Source organism: Brevibacillus fluminis (genome assembly GCF_052072235.1).
GTDB classification, from domain to species: domain Bacteria; phylum Bacillota; class Bacilli; order Brevibacillales; family Brevibacillaceae; genus Brevibacillus_D; species Brevibacillus_D fluminis_A.
The window spans coordinates 5,699,517-5,717,624 of record NZ_CM125436.1; the positions used below are offsets into that span (position 1 = coordinate 5,699,517).

An 18,108-nucleotide genomic window follows, 5' to 3' on the forward strand; every position below is an offset into this window, starting at 1 on the left:
TCTGTAAAAAACTGGAGGGCACCGCTCATTTAGCGGCGCCTGCTGTACATGCATCACTCTTCGTCCTGATTTGTTTCAGGCCGTTGGACTCTCGGCGGCTTAGGGCCGAAAAACTGATAGAAATCCACCTTGATGTTGCCGTTGTACAGCTTCCGTTTTTTGCTCGCCTGACGGCCGAAAAACTGTTCAAACTGCTCGTCGGAGGTGATGACGTAATGTGACCATGTATCCAGCTTGCCGAATACTTGTCCCATTTCGCGGTAAAGGCGTTCCACCTCGCGACGTTCGCTCAGCCGTTCGCCGTATGGCGGGTTACAGATGATATATCCGTATTTTTTCTTCGTCCGCAGCTCGTTCATCGCCATCCGCTGGAAGTGGATTTGATCTTCGACGCCCGCTTCCAGCGCGTTTTCACGGGCGATGCGGAGCACTTCCTCGTCAATGTCGGTCCCGACAATCTCGAGCTTGCGGTCATACTGGGCCAAGTCATGCGTTTCCGCGCGCGCTTGGCGCCATACATCCTTGGGAATAATCGGCCAACTCTCCGAGGCGAACTCACGGTTCATTCCCGGGGCAATATTTTGCCCGATCAGCGCGGCTTCGATCGGAATCGTGCCGGACCCGCAAAACGGATCGATCAGCACGCGGTCCGGTTTCCAGCGCGACAACAGAATCAGCGCAGCCGCCATCGTTTCCTTCAATGGCGCAGTCCCGATCCGTTCGCGGTATCCCCGTTTATGTAAGCCTGTTCCGGAGGTATCGATCGTCAATGTTGCAATATCTTTCAGAAGCGCCACTTCAATCTTGAAGAGCGGCCCCTGCTCTTCGAACCAGTCTTGCTTGTACGTTTTCTTCAGGCTTTCCACCACTGCTTTTTTTACGATCGCCTGGCAGTCTGAAATGCTGAAGAGCGTTGATTTGACCGATTTTCCCTCCACAGGAAACGTTGCGTTCGCCGGAATCCAGTCGGACCACGGCAACGCCTTTGTCTGCTCGAACAGCTCGTCAAAGGTCGTCGCGCGGAATTCCCCGATCTTCACACGAACGCGGTCTGCCGTGCGCAGCCACAGATTGGAGCGGGCAATCGCGGACAGGTCAGCGGTATACATGACTTTACCGTTCTCTACCTTGACGTCCGTATAGCCCAAATGTTTCACTTCTTCCGCAACAACCGACTCCAAACCAAAGGTGGCGGTGGCAATCAATTCAACTTTTTGCATACTCCATACTCCTGTCCTTGGGTGTGTTATCCCACTACTCACTATACCATGACTATCATACCCGAATGAAACCGTGCGTGGTACAATACTATGCATGATAGTCTTTCATGAAAGGGAGTGAACCATGTGAGCATCCTGATCCGTTCTTATACGCTGAACGATTTTGACGGTCTTTTGGATGTGCAGCGAGAAGCATTTCCTCCGCCCTTCCCCGAAGAGCTTTGGTGGAGCCGCGAGCAAATCGCTGCCCATATCGAAACCTTTCCGGAAGGCGCGATGATTGCTGTACTCCCGGACGGAACCATCGCAGGATCGTCCACTTCGCTGATCATTCACTATGACGGAAAGCCACATACGTGGGCACAAGTCGCGGACAATGGATATATACGCAAAAGTCACCAGCCTGATGGAGACAGCTTGTACGGCATCGATGTATGCGTGCGGCCGGCGTTTCGCAAATTAGGCGTAGCCAAAGCTTTATACGAGGCACGCAAGCAATTGGTCACACAATTGGGCCTCAAACGTTTTCTCGCGGGATGCCGCATTCCCGGCTATCATCAACATGCCGCTCACATGAGCGGTCAAGCGTATGTGGAGCGGGTCGTCCGAGGCGAGCTTTACGATCAAGTGCTCAGCTTCATGCTCAAACAGGGCCTGACCCCGATTCAGATTCTCGAAAACTATGTAGAAGACGAGGAATCTCTCAACAAAGCCGTTTTGGTGGAATGGAGAAACCCCGCTATAAAGGAGTGAGCCGCTTACGATGGCAAAGACGACAATCGGTTCCGTACAATATGAAATCGGTCCGCTGCAAGCAAAAGAAGCATTCTGGGACCAGGTAAACGCGCATGTGCGAACGGCAAAAGAGAACGGCGTCAACCTGCTGATGTTCCCCGAGTACCTGACCGGCCATCTGCTGGCATTGGAGCCGGAGATGAGCACGCCGGATGCATGTGCATACCTGGATCGACACACAGACGAATATATGACGACATTTACCGAGATCAGCCGCCAGACAGGTATGACGATTCTCGGCGGAACCCATATCCATAAAGAAAATGACGGCTATCTGAACACGGCGTTCCTGTTCTTCCCGGACGGCCGGATCGAGCGCCAGACCAAGATTCACCCGACACCGGAGGAACGCCGTTCATGGTTCCTGACAGCCGGTGACAGCTACAACGTGTATGATACCGAGCACGGCAAGCTGGCCATCCAGATTTGCTATGACATCGAATTTCCGGAAGGTTCGCGCATCGTCGCCGACATGGGCGCCGAAATCATTTTGTGCCCATCCTATACGGATACCGCAGCGGGCTATTGGCGCGTGCGCCATTGCTCCCAAGCCCGTGCGATCGAAAACCAGCTGTTCGTGGTGCTGGGCGGCATCGTCGGCGAGCTGCCGCACGTTCCGCAAATCGACGCCGGCTACTGCCAGGCAGGCTTTTTTGCGCCAAGCGACCACCCCTTCCCGGCAAGCGGTACGCTGGCCGTCGGGGAAACCAATAAAAACAGCGTGATCATCCATACGCTTGATTTGGATTTGCTTCAGGAGAATCGCAAAAATGGCGGTGTCTCCCCTTATTTCGACCGCAAAACCGCCTTGTACGACCGCTATCGGACGAATTCCAAGGCATAACAAAAAAAGAAAAGCGGATGTGTCCCCGATTTTTCCGAGGCGCATCCGCTTGTTTTTTAAAGCTCTTTTCGCATATAGACCTGCTCCATCGCGGGAGTGAACCCGGCAGAGCCAAGTGCCTGGACAACGCGCTCCTTCGATGCCGGCAGGTTAAATGTCGTGCGCTTGCACGCCGCATCCCACGGGGCAAACACGTGCGACAGTGCGAGACGCACGATTTCGTCCGCCTGCTCATGTCCCGGCCGCGCTTCGCACTGAAGCAAGCTGATCTGCAGCAGTTTGCCCGCTTCATCAAAACTCCGCTTGTAAATGGCGTAGCCAGCCTCTTGTCCGGCCGCATCCAGCACAATCAGCGATTCCCCGTCCCGAACGCCTTGCCATTGGGTCTGCCAAGGATACATCGTGTCAGAGAAGCCGAGATGACGCACATCCTGCGGAATGCCGTGCTTCACCGTAAAAGGCAGCTGCTCTGCCCCGGCAAACGGATTGGTCTCGAACGCTTCTGTATGTTGCAGGAAAAGCAACTGATCGATAATCTCATAGCCCATTTGCTGATACAGCGCGATCGCTTTCTCGTTTTGACGAAACGCTTCGAGAATCGCCACCTCGATGCCCGCTTCCTCATACAGCCCGATCAGCGCTTTCATCATTTCCCGTCCGACACCTTGTTTTCGGTATGCCGATGCGACACCGGTTCCGCCGTTCCACGCTACTTTTTTCCCGTCAATCGTGCGGACACCGCTCAGGATCAATCCGACTGGCTGATCGTCTTGGAAAGCCACAATGGATAAATCCGATGACAAGCCTTCATACGCAAAACGGGTAATAAATCGGTCAACCGTCGTCGTCGCATCAAAAAAATAGCCTTCAAAGCCTTTGTTCCATGCCTCCACTGCTTGAAGAAACGTGCATTCGCTCAATTTTTTGATCGTAACCACTTCGCAGCCCTCCGATAAAATATTTTTTATCAATTGATTTCACTTTAATCCAAATTATCAAAAAACACAACTCCCCTGTTTGCTTTTTTTTACAACAGGGATAAGCATTGTCATCACGGCTGATCTGTATAAAAATAGTAGCAGACAAATGACAAGCTGTTAGGAGAACACGTTGTTATGAACAAAAGTGTCTTGATCATTGACGATGACAAAGAGATCGTGGATCTTCTGGATGTTTACTTGCGGAATGAAGGCTATGACATTCATAAGGCTTATGATGGTGAAGAAGCGTTGGCCAAGCTCGCTGCGGAGCGAATCGACGTCATGGTGCTGGATGTGATGATGCCCAAGCTTAACGGGCTGGAGGTATGCAAGCAGGTGCGCAAAACCTCCAATATCCCGATTCTCATGCTGAGCGCCAAGGCGGAGGACATGGACAAGATCATCGGCTTGATGACAGGCGCCGACGATTACATGATCAAGCCTTTTAATCCGTTGGAGCTGGTGGTGCGCGTCAAAGCCTTGCTGCGCCGCGCCTCCTTCCAAAGCAGTGCGCCACAGGTAAGCAGCGATGATTGCATTCGGATTCATTCGTTGGAAATCAGCAAAAAAAATCATACGGTCAAGGTGGAAAACGAGTTCATCAAGCTGACATCGATCGAATTCGATATTTTGTACCTGCTTGCCAGCCATCCTGGCCGGGTGTACAGCTCCGATGAAATTTTTGAACTGGTGTGGAAAGAAAACGGCGCGGGCTTGAGCAAAACGGTCATGGTTCATATCAGCAACCTGCGGGAAAAGCTGGAAGAAGCGACAAACGGGGAGAAGCTGATTCAAACCGTTTGGGGCGTGGGGTACAAAATTGAAAAATAACCAGCTCGGCTTCCTGCTCTCCCTGCCCAAATGGCGTATCATCCGCATGCTGGTCCTTTCCATTGGCCTGACGGCGTTGACCATCAGCCTGATGTACCGCATCGTGCTCAGCTTCATCGACAGTTCCATCACGCTGAGCGGTTTGCTTGATGCTTTCATCAGCCTTGTCGGCGCGGGAAAATTTTATCAACTGACCGAATCGCTCGGCGTCACCTTGCTGTATTATTTGTTTCTGTTCAGCATTTTTTTATTTTACCTCTACCTGTTTTACCGTTATGAAAAACGCAAATACGAGGAGCGCTGCCTGCAGCAGTTGATCACGGAGATCGGTTTCATTGCGGACGGCCATTTCGATCACCAGGTCTGCATCACCACGTACGGTAACGAGCATACCAAGCAATTGGCGAAAGACATCAATCGACTTGTCGCCCAGCTGAAGCTCGCTGTTGAGGAGGAACGACGCTCCGAACAGGCGAAAAACGACCTGATCACCAACGTGTCGCACGATTTGCGCACGCCTTTGACCTCGATCATCGGCTACCTCGGGCTCATCGAGCAAGACCGTTATAAAGACGAGCTGGAGCTGCGTTATTACATTCAGATCGCCTATCAAAAAGTGACGCGTTTAAACACGCTGATCAACGACTTGTTCGAATACACCCGTGTACAAAATACCGGTCTCGCCATCACCAAAATTCCGATCAACATGGCCGAAATGCTGGGCCAGCTGATCGTCCAGTTCCGCCTGCAGCTGCAAGAGGCGCAGATGGAATGCCGCTCCGACATCTCCATGGACAAGCTGATGGTGCTTGGGGACAGCAACAAGCTGGCGCGCGTATTCGAGAATTTGCTGCAAAACGCCATCCGCTACGGAAAAAGCGGCGGTTATGTCGACGTCTCTGCCCGCGAAGAGGACGAGCATATCGTCATCGATGTGACCAATTATGGCGAACCGATCCCCAGCATCGATCTGCCGCACATTTTTGAGCGCTTTTACCGTATTGAAAAATCGCGTTCGGCGTATACCGGGGGAACCGGCCTGGGACTTGCGATCGCCAAAGGCATCATCGACCTGCATGAAGGCAGCATCACCGCCTACAGCGACTCGGAAAAAACGATTTTTACCGTCAAATTGAAGAGTCTGAATGGAGCCGCCCCTTCTTAAAAAGGGGCTTATTTTTTTAGGAAAATCTTTAGCTTTTCTTTACTTTTTCTTTCCGCCTTCTTGTACTTTGCCTTCTATACTGTTCCAAGTATGGAGCAAAGCGATTTTTTACAAGAAGGAGTTCAAGAGCATGCAATTTTCTACCCGGCGCTTATTCCTTTTCATCCTGGTCCTCGTCATCTTGTTTGTTACCGTTCGCCATTGGCGTGAAAATACACCTACCGTCGTCGCAAAAGCAGCTGTTCTTATGGACGCCAACACCGGCAAGCTGCTCTATTCCCTCAATAGCGACACTCCCTTGCCGCCTGCCAGCATGTCCAAAATGATGACGGAATACATCGTCCTGGAAAAAATTCATGACGGGTCGCTCAAATGGGATGACCGCGTCCCGATCACCCATGCACGGCTTGAAGAGGAAGCAGCCAAAATCGCCGTCCATCATGGAGACACCTTAACCATCCGCGATCTTTATCAGGCGATGGTCATCTCGTCCGCGAACAATGCAGCGGTGACGCTGGCGGAAAAAATCGCGGGCAGCGAGGCCAATTTCGCGGAGCTGATGAATCAGAAAGCGAAAGAACTGGGATTGTCCGACGATGCGCACTTTGTGAATGCAACCGGATTGGAAGGCACGCAATCGACCGTGATGACCGCCCATGACGTCGCCCAGCTCGCCTACCGCTTGATCAACGATTACCCGGAAGTGCTGGAGACGACGCGGCTGTCCTCCACCCAGCTCGATTACGATGGCATCCGCGTGACCAGCACCAACATGATGCTCACGTCCAACAATCCCGATATTCAATTCGAAGGAGTAGACGGCCTCAAAACAGGCTATACCAACCAAGCCGGCTATTGCTTTGCAGGAACGGCCAAACTCGGAAACAAACGGCTGATTTCCGTCGTCATGGGTGCATCCGACGAGACGGCACGCTTTATCGAGACGAAGAAACTGCTCGCGTACGGCTTTGAAAAATGGTACATTCCGCCGTTTCTGACCAACATTCATCAGTTCATCAATACGTACATCCGACACGTGGGCGTATAGAACGTCACATCGCCCATTCGCGCTTTGTTCCCTCTCCCCGATCGTGGTATGATCATTTCAAATCAACACGAACGTTAGAAACAAAGAGGGACGACAACATGTATGCCAATCGACGCATTTTACTGTTTAGCGGCGGCAATCTGGGCGACTGGGCCGTAACGGACATTCAGCCAGACGATGTTCTGGTGGGAATCGACCGCGGTGCGCTCTTTTTGGTCCGGCGCGGCCTTGCCCCCCATTTTGCCTTGGGCGATTTCGACTCGGTTACCGCAGAAGAGCTGCAGGAAATCAAAAACAGCTGCCCGGAGCTGGACGCCTGCGATCCGATCATGAAGGATCTGACCGATACGGAGATGGGCTTTTTCTGGGCCCTTAGGCATCGGCCTCGGGAAATCGTTCTGCTAGGTGTGCTTGGCACCCGCTTCGACCATAGCCTGGCGAATGTGCATCTGCTGCGCATCGCCCTGGAGCAAGGCATTCCGTGCCGCATCGTCGACGAAACCAACGAGCTGCTTTTGATCGATCGCACGGTGCAGCTTCGCAAAAGCCGCTTCTCCCACGTCTCACTCCTGCCGCTCACCATGGATGTGACGGGAATCACGCTCACAGGCTTTCAATACCCGCTGCACAAGGCGACTCTCACCATCGGACAGTCGCTTGGCATCAGCAATGTGCTGGTTGCCGATACGGGGACGGTAGAGATCGACAGCGGCTATCTGCTTGTCATCCAAAGCCGCGATTAACCCTCTATACGCAAAAAAGCATTCCGCTCCACCGTTGTCATGTGGAAAGGGATGCTTTTTTACGTGTAGACTTACTGCCGATACCCGATTTGGGCAAACAACGTTTTCAGTTCCTTCGGCTCGAGATTGCGCCATGTCCCTTTTTTCAGGTTGCCCAGCTGGATGTTCATGATCCGCACGCGCTTCAGCCGCTTTACCTGGTAGCCAAACGCTTCGCACATGCGCCGGATTTGCCGGTTCAACCCTTGCGTCAAGATGATTTGGAAGACATACTCATCCACCTGTTGAACCTTGCAGCGCTTGGTGACCGTCCCCAAAATTTTGACGCCGGAGGCCATGCCACGCAAAAACTCGGGCGTGATGCGCTTGTCTACCGTGACGATGTACTCTTTTTCATGATTGTTCTCGGCGCGCAAAATTTTGTTCACGATGTCCCCGTCATTGGTCATCAAAATCAGACCTTCCGAATCCTTATCCAGCCGCCCAATCGGGAAAATGCGCTCGCGGTGGTTGACGAAATCGACGATATTGCCCTGAACGTGCTGCTCTGTCGTACAGGTGATGCCGACAGGCTTGTGCACGGCGATGTAGACCGGCGCTTTTTTCGCACCGATCGGTTTGCCGTCGACCCGCACATCGTCGCCCGGCTCTGCCTGGCTGCCCAGGTCGGCAATGACCCCGTTGATGGTCACCCGCTTGCTTTCGATCCACTTGTCCGCTTCACGCCTCGAACAGACACCCGTTTCGCTAATGAATTTGTTGATCCTCATCGGAAGCTTTTCACCTTCTTCGTCTTAGCCTTGCAAAAACGGTCATAACCGTTTTCCCCCTCTCATCGGGGGACAAAAGTGCTGACCGCAAGCGGTCACATTCAATCTAATGAAAAACGTCGAGACGTTTTTCATAAAAAAAATACAATCGATAGAAGCTATTTTGGCGTTTCTCTGTTATGATTTCAGGGAGCAAACATGAGGAAGTGATCGTTGTGCCAACCGCTTTGGGGGAGGAGGGGCAAACTTCCCTCCGCACCAAAATTTCTATCATTCTCACTTTAGCATTGCCTGCCATGACGGAGCAAATCCTGCAGGCACTGGTCGGCTTCGTCGATATTTTGTTCGTTTCCCGGCTGGGCAGCGTCGAGGTAGCCGCTGCCGGCGTCGCCAACGCGTTCATGTCGGTTTATATGGCCGTCAGCCTGGCGATGGGGGTATCGGCCTCTTCCCTGATCACCCGCAGCATCGGTGCCGGAGATTATGAGCGGGCGCGCGGGATTGCCCGGCAATCGATCTTTTTGGCTGTTCTGTTGGGCGTTTTGTTCGGGATCATCACGTTTCTGTTTGCCGAACCGCTGCTGCAGCTGATGGGGGCAGAACCCACCGTGCTCAAGGATGGAGCCGCCTACTTCCGAATCGTCGGAATTCCCACTATTTTCATGTCGATCATGATTATCGCCGGCAGCATCATTCGAGCGAGCGGCAATACCAAAACGCCGATGAAAGTGAGCCTGTGGGTCAATTTGATCCACATTCCGTTCGATTATATATTCATTTACGGAATCGGGCAATTCGCCGGTCTGGGCGTGTCCGGTGCAGCGTGTGCGACAGTCCTCGCCCGCGCGATCGGCAGCGTCGCCTTGCTGTACTCGCTGAAAAAATCCGATCTCGCTATTTTTTCCAAGCATCCGAGTGACCCTCCGTATACCAGAAGCCCGTTTACCATGCCGATTCTCAAGCTGTCCACGCCGGTCATGATCGAGCGACTCTTGATGCGGTTCGGCGTCATTCTCTACTATAGCCTGATCATCAATATCGGCACCAACGCCTATGCCGCCCATATGATCGCTTCTAACATGGAAATGATGGTAGTGCTGGCTGGTGTCGGCTTCGAGGTGGCCACCTCCATCCTGGTTGGACAGCTGGTGGGCGCAAAAAGGTTCTCTGAATCGCGATCCTATGCCTTTCTCAACATGGGCTTGGCGACTTGTCTGATGACGATCGTGGGCATCCTGCTCTTTGTGTTCGCCCCCCTGATCGCTTCCTTTTTCACCACTGACCCGGTGATTGCCAACATGGTCGTGATCGCCCTGCGCTTTATGGCCGCCTATCAGCCTGGATTGGCGATGCTGTTGATACTCACCAGCTCGCTCCAAGGGTCCGGCGATACGAAGACACCGATGTACAGCACCTTCATCGGCATGTGGCTCGTGCGGATGGCCTGCATCTATCTACTCGGAATCCACTTGGGCTGGGGCATTACCGGCGTATGGCTGGGCATTACCCTTGATGTATATGTCCGGGCCATCTTCCTGTTCTTCCGCTTCCACAGCCGCTTCCGTAAAATGGCCATGACAGAAGGAAAAGGCATCCCCGCATAGTTTTATTAAAAACGCGAGGGTTTCTGCGTTAAATTGTGAATGATCGTTCTGCATAGAAACTACCACAACTTAGAAAATAAGTATGGAGGTGCTTCATGCAGAAAATTATGTTGTTATTCGTAGCTTTGCTCATTGCTTTTGTACCTGTTGCTAACGCTAGTCAAGACGACGAAGTCGAACCATTTACATGGGATGGAAAGTTTCTCGACGTACTAAAAAAAGTAGATATTCCCGTATATATTCCTTCTCATGTAGCATCATCTAAATTTTCTCGACAGCTGGGGCCTTTATTCGTGAGCAAGTTGGAAGCAAGCAAAGACCGTTATTTGTTCCAAATTTCGCGACAAAGAGTCCTTGATGGACAATCAAGAACTCTTACTTTCGATGTAATGACGATGTCAGCAGGAACTTTACCTAATTATCGAAAACAGCCTTTCTCCACATACGAATCATTTGAGATACCGGAAGGAACCATTACGTTCAACGGGTTTGAGATGGATTACTTCGCTAACAAGAGGGCATTTATCTGGAAGGCCAATGGCTGGGAATACTTAGTATGGGCAGAGAGTACCAACAATGCTTTTACGATCATAAAGCGTGTTATGGCAACCATACCAAAGGGAACTACTCCTGTTACTGGTGCGACAAAAGGACAAATTACAGTCATTGAAACAAATGAGTGCGTCTGTTCGGATGCTGGCTGGTCTTATGATAACGGAAAAACGTGGTACATTATCACTGGACGAACAACACCAGAGCAATTAACAAAAATAGTAAAGTCTATGGTTCAAGTGGATACAAGATTACGTAATTGGCGTTCCTGATTCCGTTTAAAATATTGGTGCATCATTAGGCAATTGATCAAAGGGATGAGAAATGTTAAAGAGGTAATACCCTCCATGCATTTCTCATCCCTTTATAAAATAGTTAACATTGTATTCAATTGCTTGTTTTTGTTAGCTATAGTCGATTTGCTAACTCTTTCATGCTTGCTTATGCTTTCTTTCTAAAAAAACCAATGATCGCAACGAGCAGAGCCAAGCCTGCAAGCACGGTCGGCAGCGTATTGCTGCTTCCGCCCGTTTGTGCGGCGGCTTGGGCTGGTGCAGCCGTTTGCGCAGCCCCGTGATCATCCTCGCCCGCACCTGCATTCACGGTCGTTACCGATGCCGGCGTTTTGGAATCTTTGTCACCGGTCCACTCGACCGTTTCCCCGTCCGCATACGTTTGATACGCTTTCCATGTCAGTTCGCCCGTTTCCTTCGGATTGGCGCCCACGAACGCGAACTCCATGAATTCATGCGGCTTCAGACCACCCGCTGTCGCCGTCCACGTGATGGCTTTGTTCCGCCCCTCCGAGTCTTTCTCGAAAGCATAGTCCCACCCGGCAATCGGCATTACCGTGCTTACTTTCACATTGTCCGGGAATTCCAGACGCACTTTTGTGGTGTTCACATCTTTTTCAACCGGTACGCGGACAGTGTATTTTTCATAGGCTCCGGTCTTCGTTTCTTTCGGGTACACGTTCACGTGCGCTTGCGCTGTAGTGGCCAGTGCCAAAATAGCGCCCGACAACAGAATACTGCTCAACCATCTTTGTACTTTCATTTCGATTCCCCCTGTTCGTATTCCACATGTTGATGATCGTGCGAAGCGGCAGGAAGCGGATACTGCGTTTGGCTCATCCATACGCCTGCCAGCAGGGCGATCAGCCCCAAGATTGTTTCTGCGCGCAAAAGCGTCTGTTTCAAAGATTCGCCGCCACGCCAGCTTCTCGTCTGGCGCCAAGCGAGGAAAAGCATTGCAGCCACAACAAGCAGCTTGCCGAGCAGCAGGCAGCTCCATGTTCCAATACTGCCGATGATGCTGGCACAATCGGTCTGGATCACAAGCAGCACCGCACCGGATGCCAATGTGCAGAAAGCGGCAACCGCCACCAAGCGCAGGAAAAACGCTTTGAACGACGCATTGTCACGCTTGCCCTGCACGCTGATCAACACCAGGTAAAGCAGGGCCCCTAGCCAGAGCGACACGGTCCAAACATGCATGACGCGCGCGAGGATCGATAGTGCCAGCGGTTCGATTCCCCACGCATGGCCGCCCAATGCCTGGACCGTCACGGCCAGCAGCCACATGGTGATGTACCATCCTGTTTCCATCTTCGGAATTGCCATAAGCAGCAGGAGCAACGTCGATACGAGAATCATGACGGCAAACGGCGACTGCCCAAGCAACCCCCAGTCGCCATTCAGCAGCGCTTTCGTAAGATTGACTTCCGGCAATGTCGCCTCATACAGCAGCCACAGCATAAGCATGCCAAGCAATGGCAGCAACCAGCTGTACATCACGTTTTTGCCCAGTATCTCCCGGAAGGACGGCAGCGAATGCTTGGCTGCCCGCCATGAGACAAAAGCCAAACCGCCCATCAACAGGATCAATCCTTGCGTCACATAACGGATCACAATCAAGAACAGGTTGTTCAGCGATGCTGCGTATTTCGCATTCGGGTTTTCATTCGGCATTTTCACACTCGCGCTTTTGGCACCGACGGAAAACAGCAGCGTATCTTTGACCGGATGACCATCCTCCGAGACGACCGACCATACAACCGTATAGGAGCCCTGCGCCAGCTTGGGCAGATCGGCGTAAACCGTCGATGCATCGCCGCGCTGCAGCTTCGGCTTTTCAATGCTTATTTCATTTGCGTTCCAATCGTACAAGCGGATGGAAACCAAATCCGGTTCCAACGTTTCGGTGAAACGCAACGCTATTTTCGTTGGCGCATCTTTGACAATCTCCCCGTTTTTCGGGCTTGTTTCCACCAATCCGGCATGTGCCGATACGCATAGCGTCTGTAAGCACAGGAGAAAAAGGATAGCGAACGTGAGAACCATCCTGATGTGTTTCATCGCCATCACCCCATCCGTCTCATCTTTTTCCTTTACGATCATAGCAAATTACCCGTTCGGTTCGTATGGCCCAACCGGGCTATAAACCCCGTCTATCATTCGTCCACTTTGTTACAAGCCGGACAATTTTCAGGCGAACAAAGAAAAAAACAACCAGAATCGCTGGTTGTTAACATTTTTGACAATCATTCCATTTTTATTTACGAACGTCTTGTTTATGGATTGAGCGCCTTCCACTCTTCGTCCGTGTAGATGCGGGAGCGAGTCAAAAAGCGCACTCCTTCCGGTCCTTCGAGGGAAAACATACCGCCGCGACCAGGCACGACATCAATGATCAGCTGCGTATGCTTCCAATACTCGAATTGCGCCTGACTCATATAAAACGGGCAACCGCCGATCTCCCCGAGGAGCACATCATAATCGCCAATCAGGAAATCCCCCTTCGGATAGCACATCGGCGAACTGCCGTCGCAGCAGCCCCCGGACTGGTGAAACAACAGGGGGCCATGCTTGGCTTGCAGCTTTTCAATCAACGCCAAAGCCGTATCGGTTGCTAAAACACGCTTTACCGTTTCCATCTTCAGCCTCTATTAAAAGAAGCCGAGTGCATTTTGGCTGTAGCTAACCAGCAAGTTTTTGGTTTGTTGGTAGTGGCTCAGCATCATTTTGTGGTTTTCGCGGCCGATACCGGAAACTTTATAGCCGCCGAACGCAGCATGTGCCGGGTATGCATGGTAGCAGTTGGTCCATACGCGACCTGCCTGAATGCTGCGGCCCAGGTTGTATGCTGTGTTGATGTCACGCGTCCACAAGCCTGCGCCCAAACCGTACAGCGTGTCGTTTGCGATGGACAGTGCTTCTTCGGCATCTTTGAACGTTGTAACCGAAACGACCGGTCCGAAAATTTCTTCTTGGAAGATGCGCATTTTGTTGTGGCCTTTGAAGACGGTCGGCTGGATGTAGTAGCCGCCAGCCAAATCGCCCTCAAGCGCTTGACGCTGACCACCGATGAGGCATTCTGCCCCTTCTTGCTTGCCGATATCGATGTAGGACAGGATTTTTTCTACCTGTTCCGTCGATGCTTGAGCACCGATCATCGTTTCCGTATCGAGCGGATTGCCTTGCTTGATTTTTGCCACGCGCGCAATCGCTCTTTCCATGAATTGATCGTAAATGCTTTCCTGGATCAGGGCGCGGGATGGGCATGTGCACACCTCGCCTTGATTCAGTGCAAACAAGACGAAACCTTCCAACGCTTTATCGAAGAACGCATCGTCTTTCGCAAACACGTCTTCAAAGAAGATGTTCGGCGATTTTCCGCCCAGCTCCAATGTGACCGGGATAATGTTTTGCGATGCGTATTGCATGATCAGGCGGCCGGTTGTGGTTTCACCCGTAAAGGCGATTTTGGAGATCCGGTTGCTGGATGCCAGCGGTTTGCCTGCCTCCAGACCGAAACCGTTGACGACGTTCACAACGCCAGCTGGCAGCAGATCGCCGATCAGTTCCAACAGTACCATGATCGATGCAGGCGTTTGTTCTGCCGGTTTCAGGACGACGCAGTTGCCCGCCGCAAGCGCAGGAGCAAGCTTCCATGTCGCCATCAGGATCGGGAAGTTCCAAGGAATGATTTGACCCACTACGCCCAATGGCTCATGGAAATGGTAAGCCACTGTCGAATCATCGATTTGGGACAGTGCGCCTTCCTGCGAACGGATGCAGCCGGCAAAATAACGGAAATGGTCGATCGCCAGCGGAATGTCCGCAGCCAGCGTCTCTCTTACCGGCTTGCCGTTATCCCATGTTTCCGCTACCGCAAGCGTTTCCAAATTTGCTTCCATGCGATCTGCGATTTTATTCAAAATGAGGGCTCTTTCCGTTACCGATGTGCGTCCCCATGCATCTTTTGCGGCATGTGCGGCATCCAGCGCCAGTTCGATATCTTCAGACGTGGAGCGCGCGATCTCGCAAAACACTTTGCCTGTCACCGGTGAAACGTTTTCAAAATACTCGCCTTTAACCGGTGCGACCCATTTGCCACCGATGTAGTTTTCATAACGTGGTTTAAAAGTCACTTTTGATCCAGGTTGTCCAGGTTGAGCATAAATCATCAAAAAACCCTCCCCATATGTAAATTTCTTTCGCTTTCTTAAATAGCACGTATTATGCCAACGTCCGTATGGCTGAATTTGCGCTTTTCGCTTCACGGCGACACTATCCAAATGCTCCACTTTCGAACACCGAACTGTTCCATTTTCGAACAACTTTAGACTATTCAGACAGTGATCGGACAAACATGCTATACTGATGACAAAGATCATTTAGGTGCGTAAGGGAGGGTTATTCCTTGGCATTTCTGCAGTATGCGGATTCTTCCGCTTTGGTTACCCGTTCATGGCAGCGCTGTCATCAAACCGGCCTACACCCGACAGACCAAGCAAATGATCAAATCATCACAGGCAAGCGAATCAAAGAAATCATCAAGGAAAATCAGGCGCTGATCCAATACACCGTGCCGATTTTCGAAAAGCTTTTTCCGTTCATCCATCAAATGGGACATATCGCCATGCTCGTCGACCGCCAGGGAAACATCATCCACACGATCGGCGACCCTGATTTTGCCGACCATGCCCAGCGCGTGCAGCTTCAAGTCGGCGCCAACTGGGAAGAGAGCCGCAAAGGAACGAATGCGATCGGCACCGCCCTGGTTGAAGCCCGCCCCGTGCGGATTCATGCGGAACAGCACTTTTTCAGGGAAAATCAGTTCCTCACATGTGCCGCGGCCCCCATTTACGACGCAGAAGGCGAATTTCTGGGCGTCATCAACATCAGCGGGCAGAAGGAAGGGTTTCATCCGTACATCCTCTCGCTGGCCAGTCTGGCAGCTGATTCGCTGCAGAACAAGCTGCTGCTGGAAACATCCAGGCATGAGCATCTGCTGACATTGAAGGAACTCGACCAAATTTCTGCCAGTCATCAGACGCCGCTCGTCTCGCTTGATCGCGACCGGCGCATCGTCCGCGCAAACGCCGCTGCCGTCGGGATACTCGGCAAAGATTGCCTGGGAAAAGAATTTGTCGGAAAAAAGGGCTATACGACCCAAACGATTTCGGACCAAACCAGCAAAATGTGGCGCTCTGTCGCCCTTCATAAAAAAACAGACACTCCTGATCAGCGCGGGTTGCTGACCAGCTTTTCACGGCTGGCCGGGTCCTGCAAACGCATCGTCCAAACGAAGGAACTCGCCTTAAAAGCGGCGCTGACCCATTACCCCGTGCTTCTGCTCGGTGAAAGCGGCACCGGGAAAGAGGTCGTGGCGCAATCGATCCACCAGGCCAGCACACGGGCGGCACAGCCGTTTATCGCCGTCAATTGCAGCGCGATACCGGACAACCTGGTCGAAAGCGAATTGTTCGGCTACGAAAGCGGCGCTTTTACCGGAGCTAACCGGGAAGGCAGCATCGGCAAATTCGAGGCCGCCAAGCAGGGCACGATCTTTTTGGATGAGATCGGCGACATGTCTTTGCGGGCCCAAGCCGCCCTGCTCCGCGTGCTTCAAGAAAAAGTCGTCACCCCTGTCGGCAGCACCCGCACAAGACCAGTGCATGCCCGCGTGATTGCCGCCACGCACCGCAACCTGCCCGAAGAGATCAAGGCCGGTCGTTTCCGCGCCGACCTTTATTACCGGCTCAAGGGCATCCAGATTACTCTGCCGCCGCTGCGCGAGCGGAGCGATGTGATCGAGTTGGCGGAACATCTGCTGCGCCAGATCAACGACGAGGACGCTCCTGTTCCGGTCCTCGCGCCGGATGCCCAGAAGCTTCTTCGATCCTACCAGTGGCCCGGCAACGTCCGGGAGCTGCAAAGCGTGCTGATGCAAGCATCTTTTTTGGCCGATGGCGGTGAGATTGAAGCCCACCACCTGCAGCTCGATCTCCCCGATCACGTTGCCTACGATGACAGCCAACCGATTTTATCGCTGCGTGAAGCCGAGATTGCCGCGATCCAAAAATCGCTGGCCGCGAGTGGCGGGAATGTAAGCAAAGCGGCTAAGCTCTTGCAAATTGGACGCAATACCCTCTATCGAAAAATGGAAGAGTATCGCATTTCGAATACGGCGAACATGGGCAGTGTTTAGTGTATTTCTATTCTTTTAGACATGATGAAAAACTCTTGACTTGTCCAGGTAAAAAATGATAAATTTGTGTTGACTATTTCTGCCGGGGTGGCGGAATAGGCAGACGCAACAGACTTAAAATCTGTCGGGAGTTTCTCCCGTACCGGTTCAAGTCCGGTCCTCGGCACCATACAACACAAGCAAACCATTTGGGATTCGTCCCGGATGGTTTTTTTGTTTCCCCGCCAAGTCAATGGCTGTGACATCGTTGCACATAAAAAATACGGCCTGACAATGTACCCGCCCGAATGGCGAATTTGTCAGCACCGTATATCCGTCTACTATTCGATTGTTTTCACCTTTTCCCGCTCATTCGCTGCCGCAAGCTCGGCAGGATCAAGATTGGGGATTTGCCAATCGATCGGCGTGCTGCCGATTTTCTCCAAAAACGCATTGGCGCGCGAAAACGGCCTGCTGCCGAAAAAGCCGCGGTTGGCGGAAAAGGGGCTTGGATGCGGCGACTCGATGATGTAATGATGCGAGCCGGTAATCAACTCGCGTTTCTCTTGCGCATGTCGGCCCCATAGGATGAAAACAAGCGGTTTTTCCCGGCGGTTGAGCGTCGCGATGATTTGGTCGGTGAACTGCTCCCAGCCCATTCCTTTGTGCGAGTTGGCTTGCCCGGCGCGAACCGTCAGCACGGTGTTCAGCAGCAGTACGCCTTGCTCCGCCCATTTGACCAGATACCCGTTGTTCGGGATGTAGCAGTTCAGATCGGTCTGCAGCTCTTTATAGATGTTTTGCAGCGATGGCGGCGTGCTGACGCCCGGTTTGACCGAAAAGCTGAGGCCGTGGGCTTGCCCGGGACCGTGATAAGGGTCCTGGCCGAGAATCACCACCTTGGCATCGTTGTACGGCGTCAGGTGCAGTGCGTTGAAAATGTCGTACATATCGGGAAACACAGGTCTCGATCGATATTCTTCCATCAGAAACTGACGCAGCTTCAAGTAGTATGGCTTGGTAAACTCATCTTCCAGCAGGGGAGACCAGTCGTTTTTTAGCTTGGTCATAATTGTACGAAC

At 52.2% G+C, this 18,108-nt stretch carries 17 protein-coding genes and 1 tRNA gene; 10 read left to right on the plus strand and 8 right to left on the minus strand.

All coding sequences use genetic code 11. The features are described 5' to 3' along the window. Window positions 1-53: 53 nt before the first annotated feature. A complete protein-coding gene (locus ACTID9_RS27760) occupies window positions 54-1,220 on the minus strand; it encodes a THUMP domain-containing class I SAM-dependent RNA methyltransferase (protein WP_441068732.1) in 1,167 nt (388 codons plus the stop codon). A gap of 126 nt (window positions 1,221-1,346) precedes the next feature. Here ACTID9_RS27760 and ACTID9_RS27765 point away from each other — a divergent pair, with 126 nt between their 5' ends. Together ACTID9_RS27765 and ACTID9_RS27770 are read left to right on the plus strand one after the other, a co-directional pair. Further along, complete coding sequence (locus ACTID9_RS27765) at window positions 1,347-1,973, plus strand: GNAT family N-acetyltransferase (protein ID WP_441068734.1); 627 nt, start codon at window positions 1,347-1,349, stop codon at window positions 1,971-1,973. A gap of 10 nt (window positions 1,974-1,983) precedes the next feature. Further along, window positions 1,984-2,859 (plus strand): carbon-nitrogen hydrolase family protein, encoded by an 876-nt coding sequence (locus ACTID9_RS27770; RefSeq protein WP_441068736.1) that lies wholly within the window; start codon window positions 1,984-1,986, stop codon window positions 2,857-2,859. A gap of 56 nt (window positions 2,860-2,915) precedes the next feature. Here ACTID9_RS27770 and ACTID9_RS27775 read toward each other — a convergent pair whose 3' ends face one another. Further along, the gene (locus tag ACTID9_RS27775; protein WP_441068738.1) at window positions 2,916-3,797 is read right to left on the minus strand and encodes an N-acetyltransferase family protein; all 882 of its coding nucleotides are present in this window, start codon (window positions 3,795-3,797) and stop codon (window positions 2,916-2,918) included. Between the two features lie 177 nt (window positions 3,798-3,974). On the opposite strand from ACTID9_RS27775, the gene ACTID9_RS27780 reads away from it, so the two are divergent. The 4 genes from ACTID9_RS27780 to ACTID9_RS27795 all read left to right on the plus strand — a co-directional run bounded on the left by ACTID9_RS27780 (window position 3,975) and on the right by ACTID9_RS27795 (window position 7,626). Then, on the plus strand, window positions 3,975-4,670 hold the full coding sequence (locus ACTID9_RS27780; RefSeq protein WP_441068740.1) for a response regulator transcription factor: 696 nt from the start codon (window positions 3,975-3,977) through the stop codon (window positions 4,668-4,670). Beyond that, window positions 4,660-5,835 carry a sensor histidine kinase gene (locus ACTID9_RS27785; RefSeq protein WP_441068742.1) on the plus strand — a complete coding sequence of 392 codons (1,176 nt, stop codon included), beginning with the start codon at window positions 4,660-4,662 and terminating at the stop codon, window positions 5,833-5,835. Before ACTID9_RS27780 ends, ACTID9_RS27785 begins: the two co-directional genes overlap by 11 nt. 130 nt (window positions 5,836-5,965) lie before the next feature. Beyond that, window positions 5,966-6,883 (plus strand): D-alanyl-D-alanine carboxypeptidase family protein, encoded by a 918-nt coding sequence (locus ACTID9_RS27790; RefSeq protein WP_441068744.1) that lies wholly within the window; start codon window positions 5,966-5,968, stop codon window positions 6,881-6,883. 98 nt (window positions 6,884-6,981) lie between these two features. Further along, window positions 6,982-7,626: a thiamine diphosphokinase gene (locus tag ACTID9_RS27795; RefSeq protein ID WP_441068746.1), complete on the plus strand. Its 645-nt coding sequence runs from the start codon at window positions 6,982-6,984 to the stop codon at window positions 7,624-7,626. Window positions 7,627-7,697: 71 nt separating this feature from the next. Here the strand turns inward: ACTID9_RS27795 and rluF are convergent, their stop codons facing one another. Beyond that, on the minus strand, window positions 7,698-8,396 hold the full coding sequence (gene rluF, locus ACTID9_RS27800) for a 23S rRNA pseudouridine(2604) synthase RluF (protein ID WP_441068748.1): 699 nt from the start codon (window positions 8,394-8,396) through the stop codon (window positions 7,698-7,700). Between the two features lie 296 nt (window positions 8,397-8,692). On the opposite strand from rluF, the gene ACTID9_RS27805 reads away from it, so the two are divergent. Together ACTID9_RS27805 and ACTID9_RS27810 are read left to right on the plus strand one after the other, a co-directional pair. After that, window positions 8,693-10,000, plus strand: coding sequence for an MATE family efflux transporter (locus ACTID9_RS27805; protein WP_441068750.1), 1,308 nt, complete (start codon window positions 8,693-8,695; stop codon window positions 9,998-10,000). Window positions 10,001-10,095: 95 nt separating this feature from the next. Then, the gene (locus tag ACTID9_RS27810) at window positions 10,096-10,824 is read left to right on the plus strand and encodes a hypothetical protein (RefSeq protein WP_441068752.1); all 729 of its coding nucleotides are present in this window, start codon (window positions 10,096-10,098) and stop codon (window positions 10,822-10,824) included. A gap of 169 nt (window positions 10,825-10,993) precedes the next feature. On the opposite strand, the gene ACTID9_RS27815 is transcribed toward ACTID9_RS27810, so the two are convergent. The 4 genes from ACTID9_RS27815 to adh form a co-directional block, all read right to left on the minus strand. Continuing rightward, the gene (locus ACTID9_RS27815; protein WP_441068754.1) at window positions 10,994-11,608 is read right to left on the minus strand and encodes a YcnI family copper-binding membrane protein; all 615 of its coding nucleotides are present in this window, start codon (window positions 11,606-11,608) and stop codon (window positions 10,994-10,996) included. Next, window positions 11,605-12,951, minus strand: coding sequence for a copper resistance CopC/CopD family protein (locus ACTID9_RS27820; RefSeq protein WP_441068756.1), 1,347 nt, complete (start codon window positions 12,949-12,951; stop codon window positions 11,605-11,607). The genes ACTID9_RS27815 and ACTID9_RS27820 overlap by 4 nt, the downstream gene beginning before the upstream one ends. A gap of 173 nt (window positions 12,952-13,124) precedes the next feature. Then, a complete protein-coding gene (locus ACTID9_RS27825; protein WP_441068758.1) occupies window positions 13,125-13,487 on the minus strand; it encodes a DUF779 domain-containing protein in 363 nt (120 codons plus the stop codon). 12 nt (window positions 13,488-13,499) lie between these two features. Continuing rightward, window positions 13,500-15,020: an aldehyde dehydrogenase gene (gene adh, locus ACTID9_RS27830; protein WP_441068760.1), complete on the minus strand. Its 1,521-nt coding sequence runs from the start codon at window positions 15,018-15,020 to the stop codon at window positions 13,500-13,502. Between the two features lie 236 nt (window positions 15,021-15,256). On the opposite strand from adh, the gene ACTID9_RS27835 reads away from it, so the two are divergent. Both ACTID9_RS27835 and ACTID9_RS27840 read left to right on the plus strand, forming a co-directional pair. Further along, window positions 15,257-17,047, plus strand: a complete 1,791-nt coding sequence (locus tag ACTID9_RS27835; RefSeq protein WP_441068762.1) for a sigma-54-dependent Fis family transcriptional regulator — start codon at window positions 15,257-15,259, stop codon at window positions 17,045-17,047. An 81-nt stretch (window positions 17,048-17,128) separates the two neighbouring features. Continuing rightward, window positions 17,129-17,216 (plus strand) — tRNA-Leu (locus ACTID9_RS27840). 151 nt (window positions 17,217-17,367) lie between these two features. On the opposite strand, the gene ACTID9_RS27845 is transcribed toward ACTID9_RS27840, so the two are convergent. Beyond that, on the minus strand, window positions 17,368-18,096 hold the full coding sequence (locus ACTID9_RS27845) for a uracil-DNA glycosylase (protein WP_441068764.1): 729 nt from the start codon (window positions 18,094-18,096) through the stop codon (window positions 17,368-17,370). Window positions 18,097-18,108 lie beyond the last annotated feature (12 nt).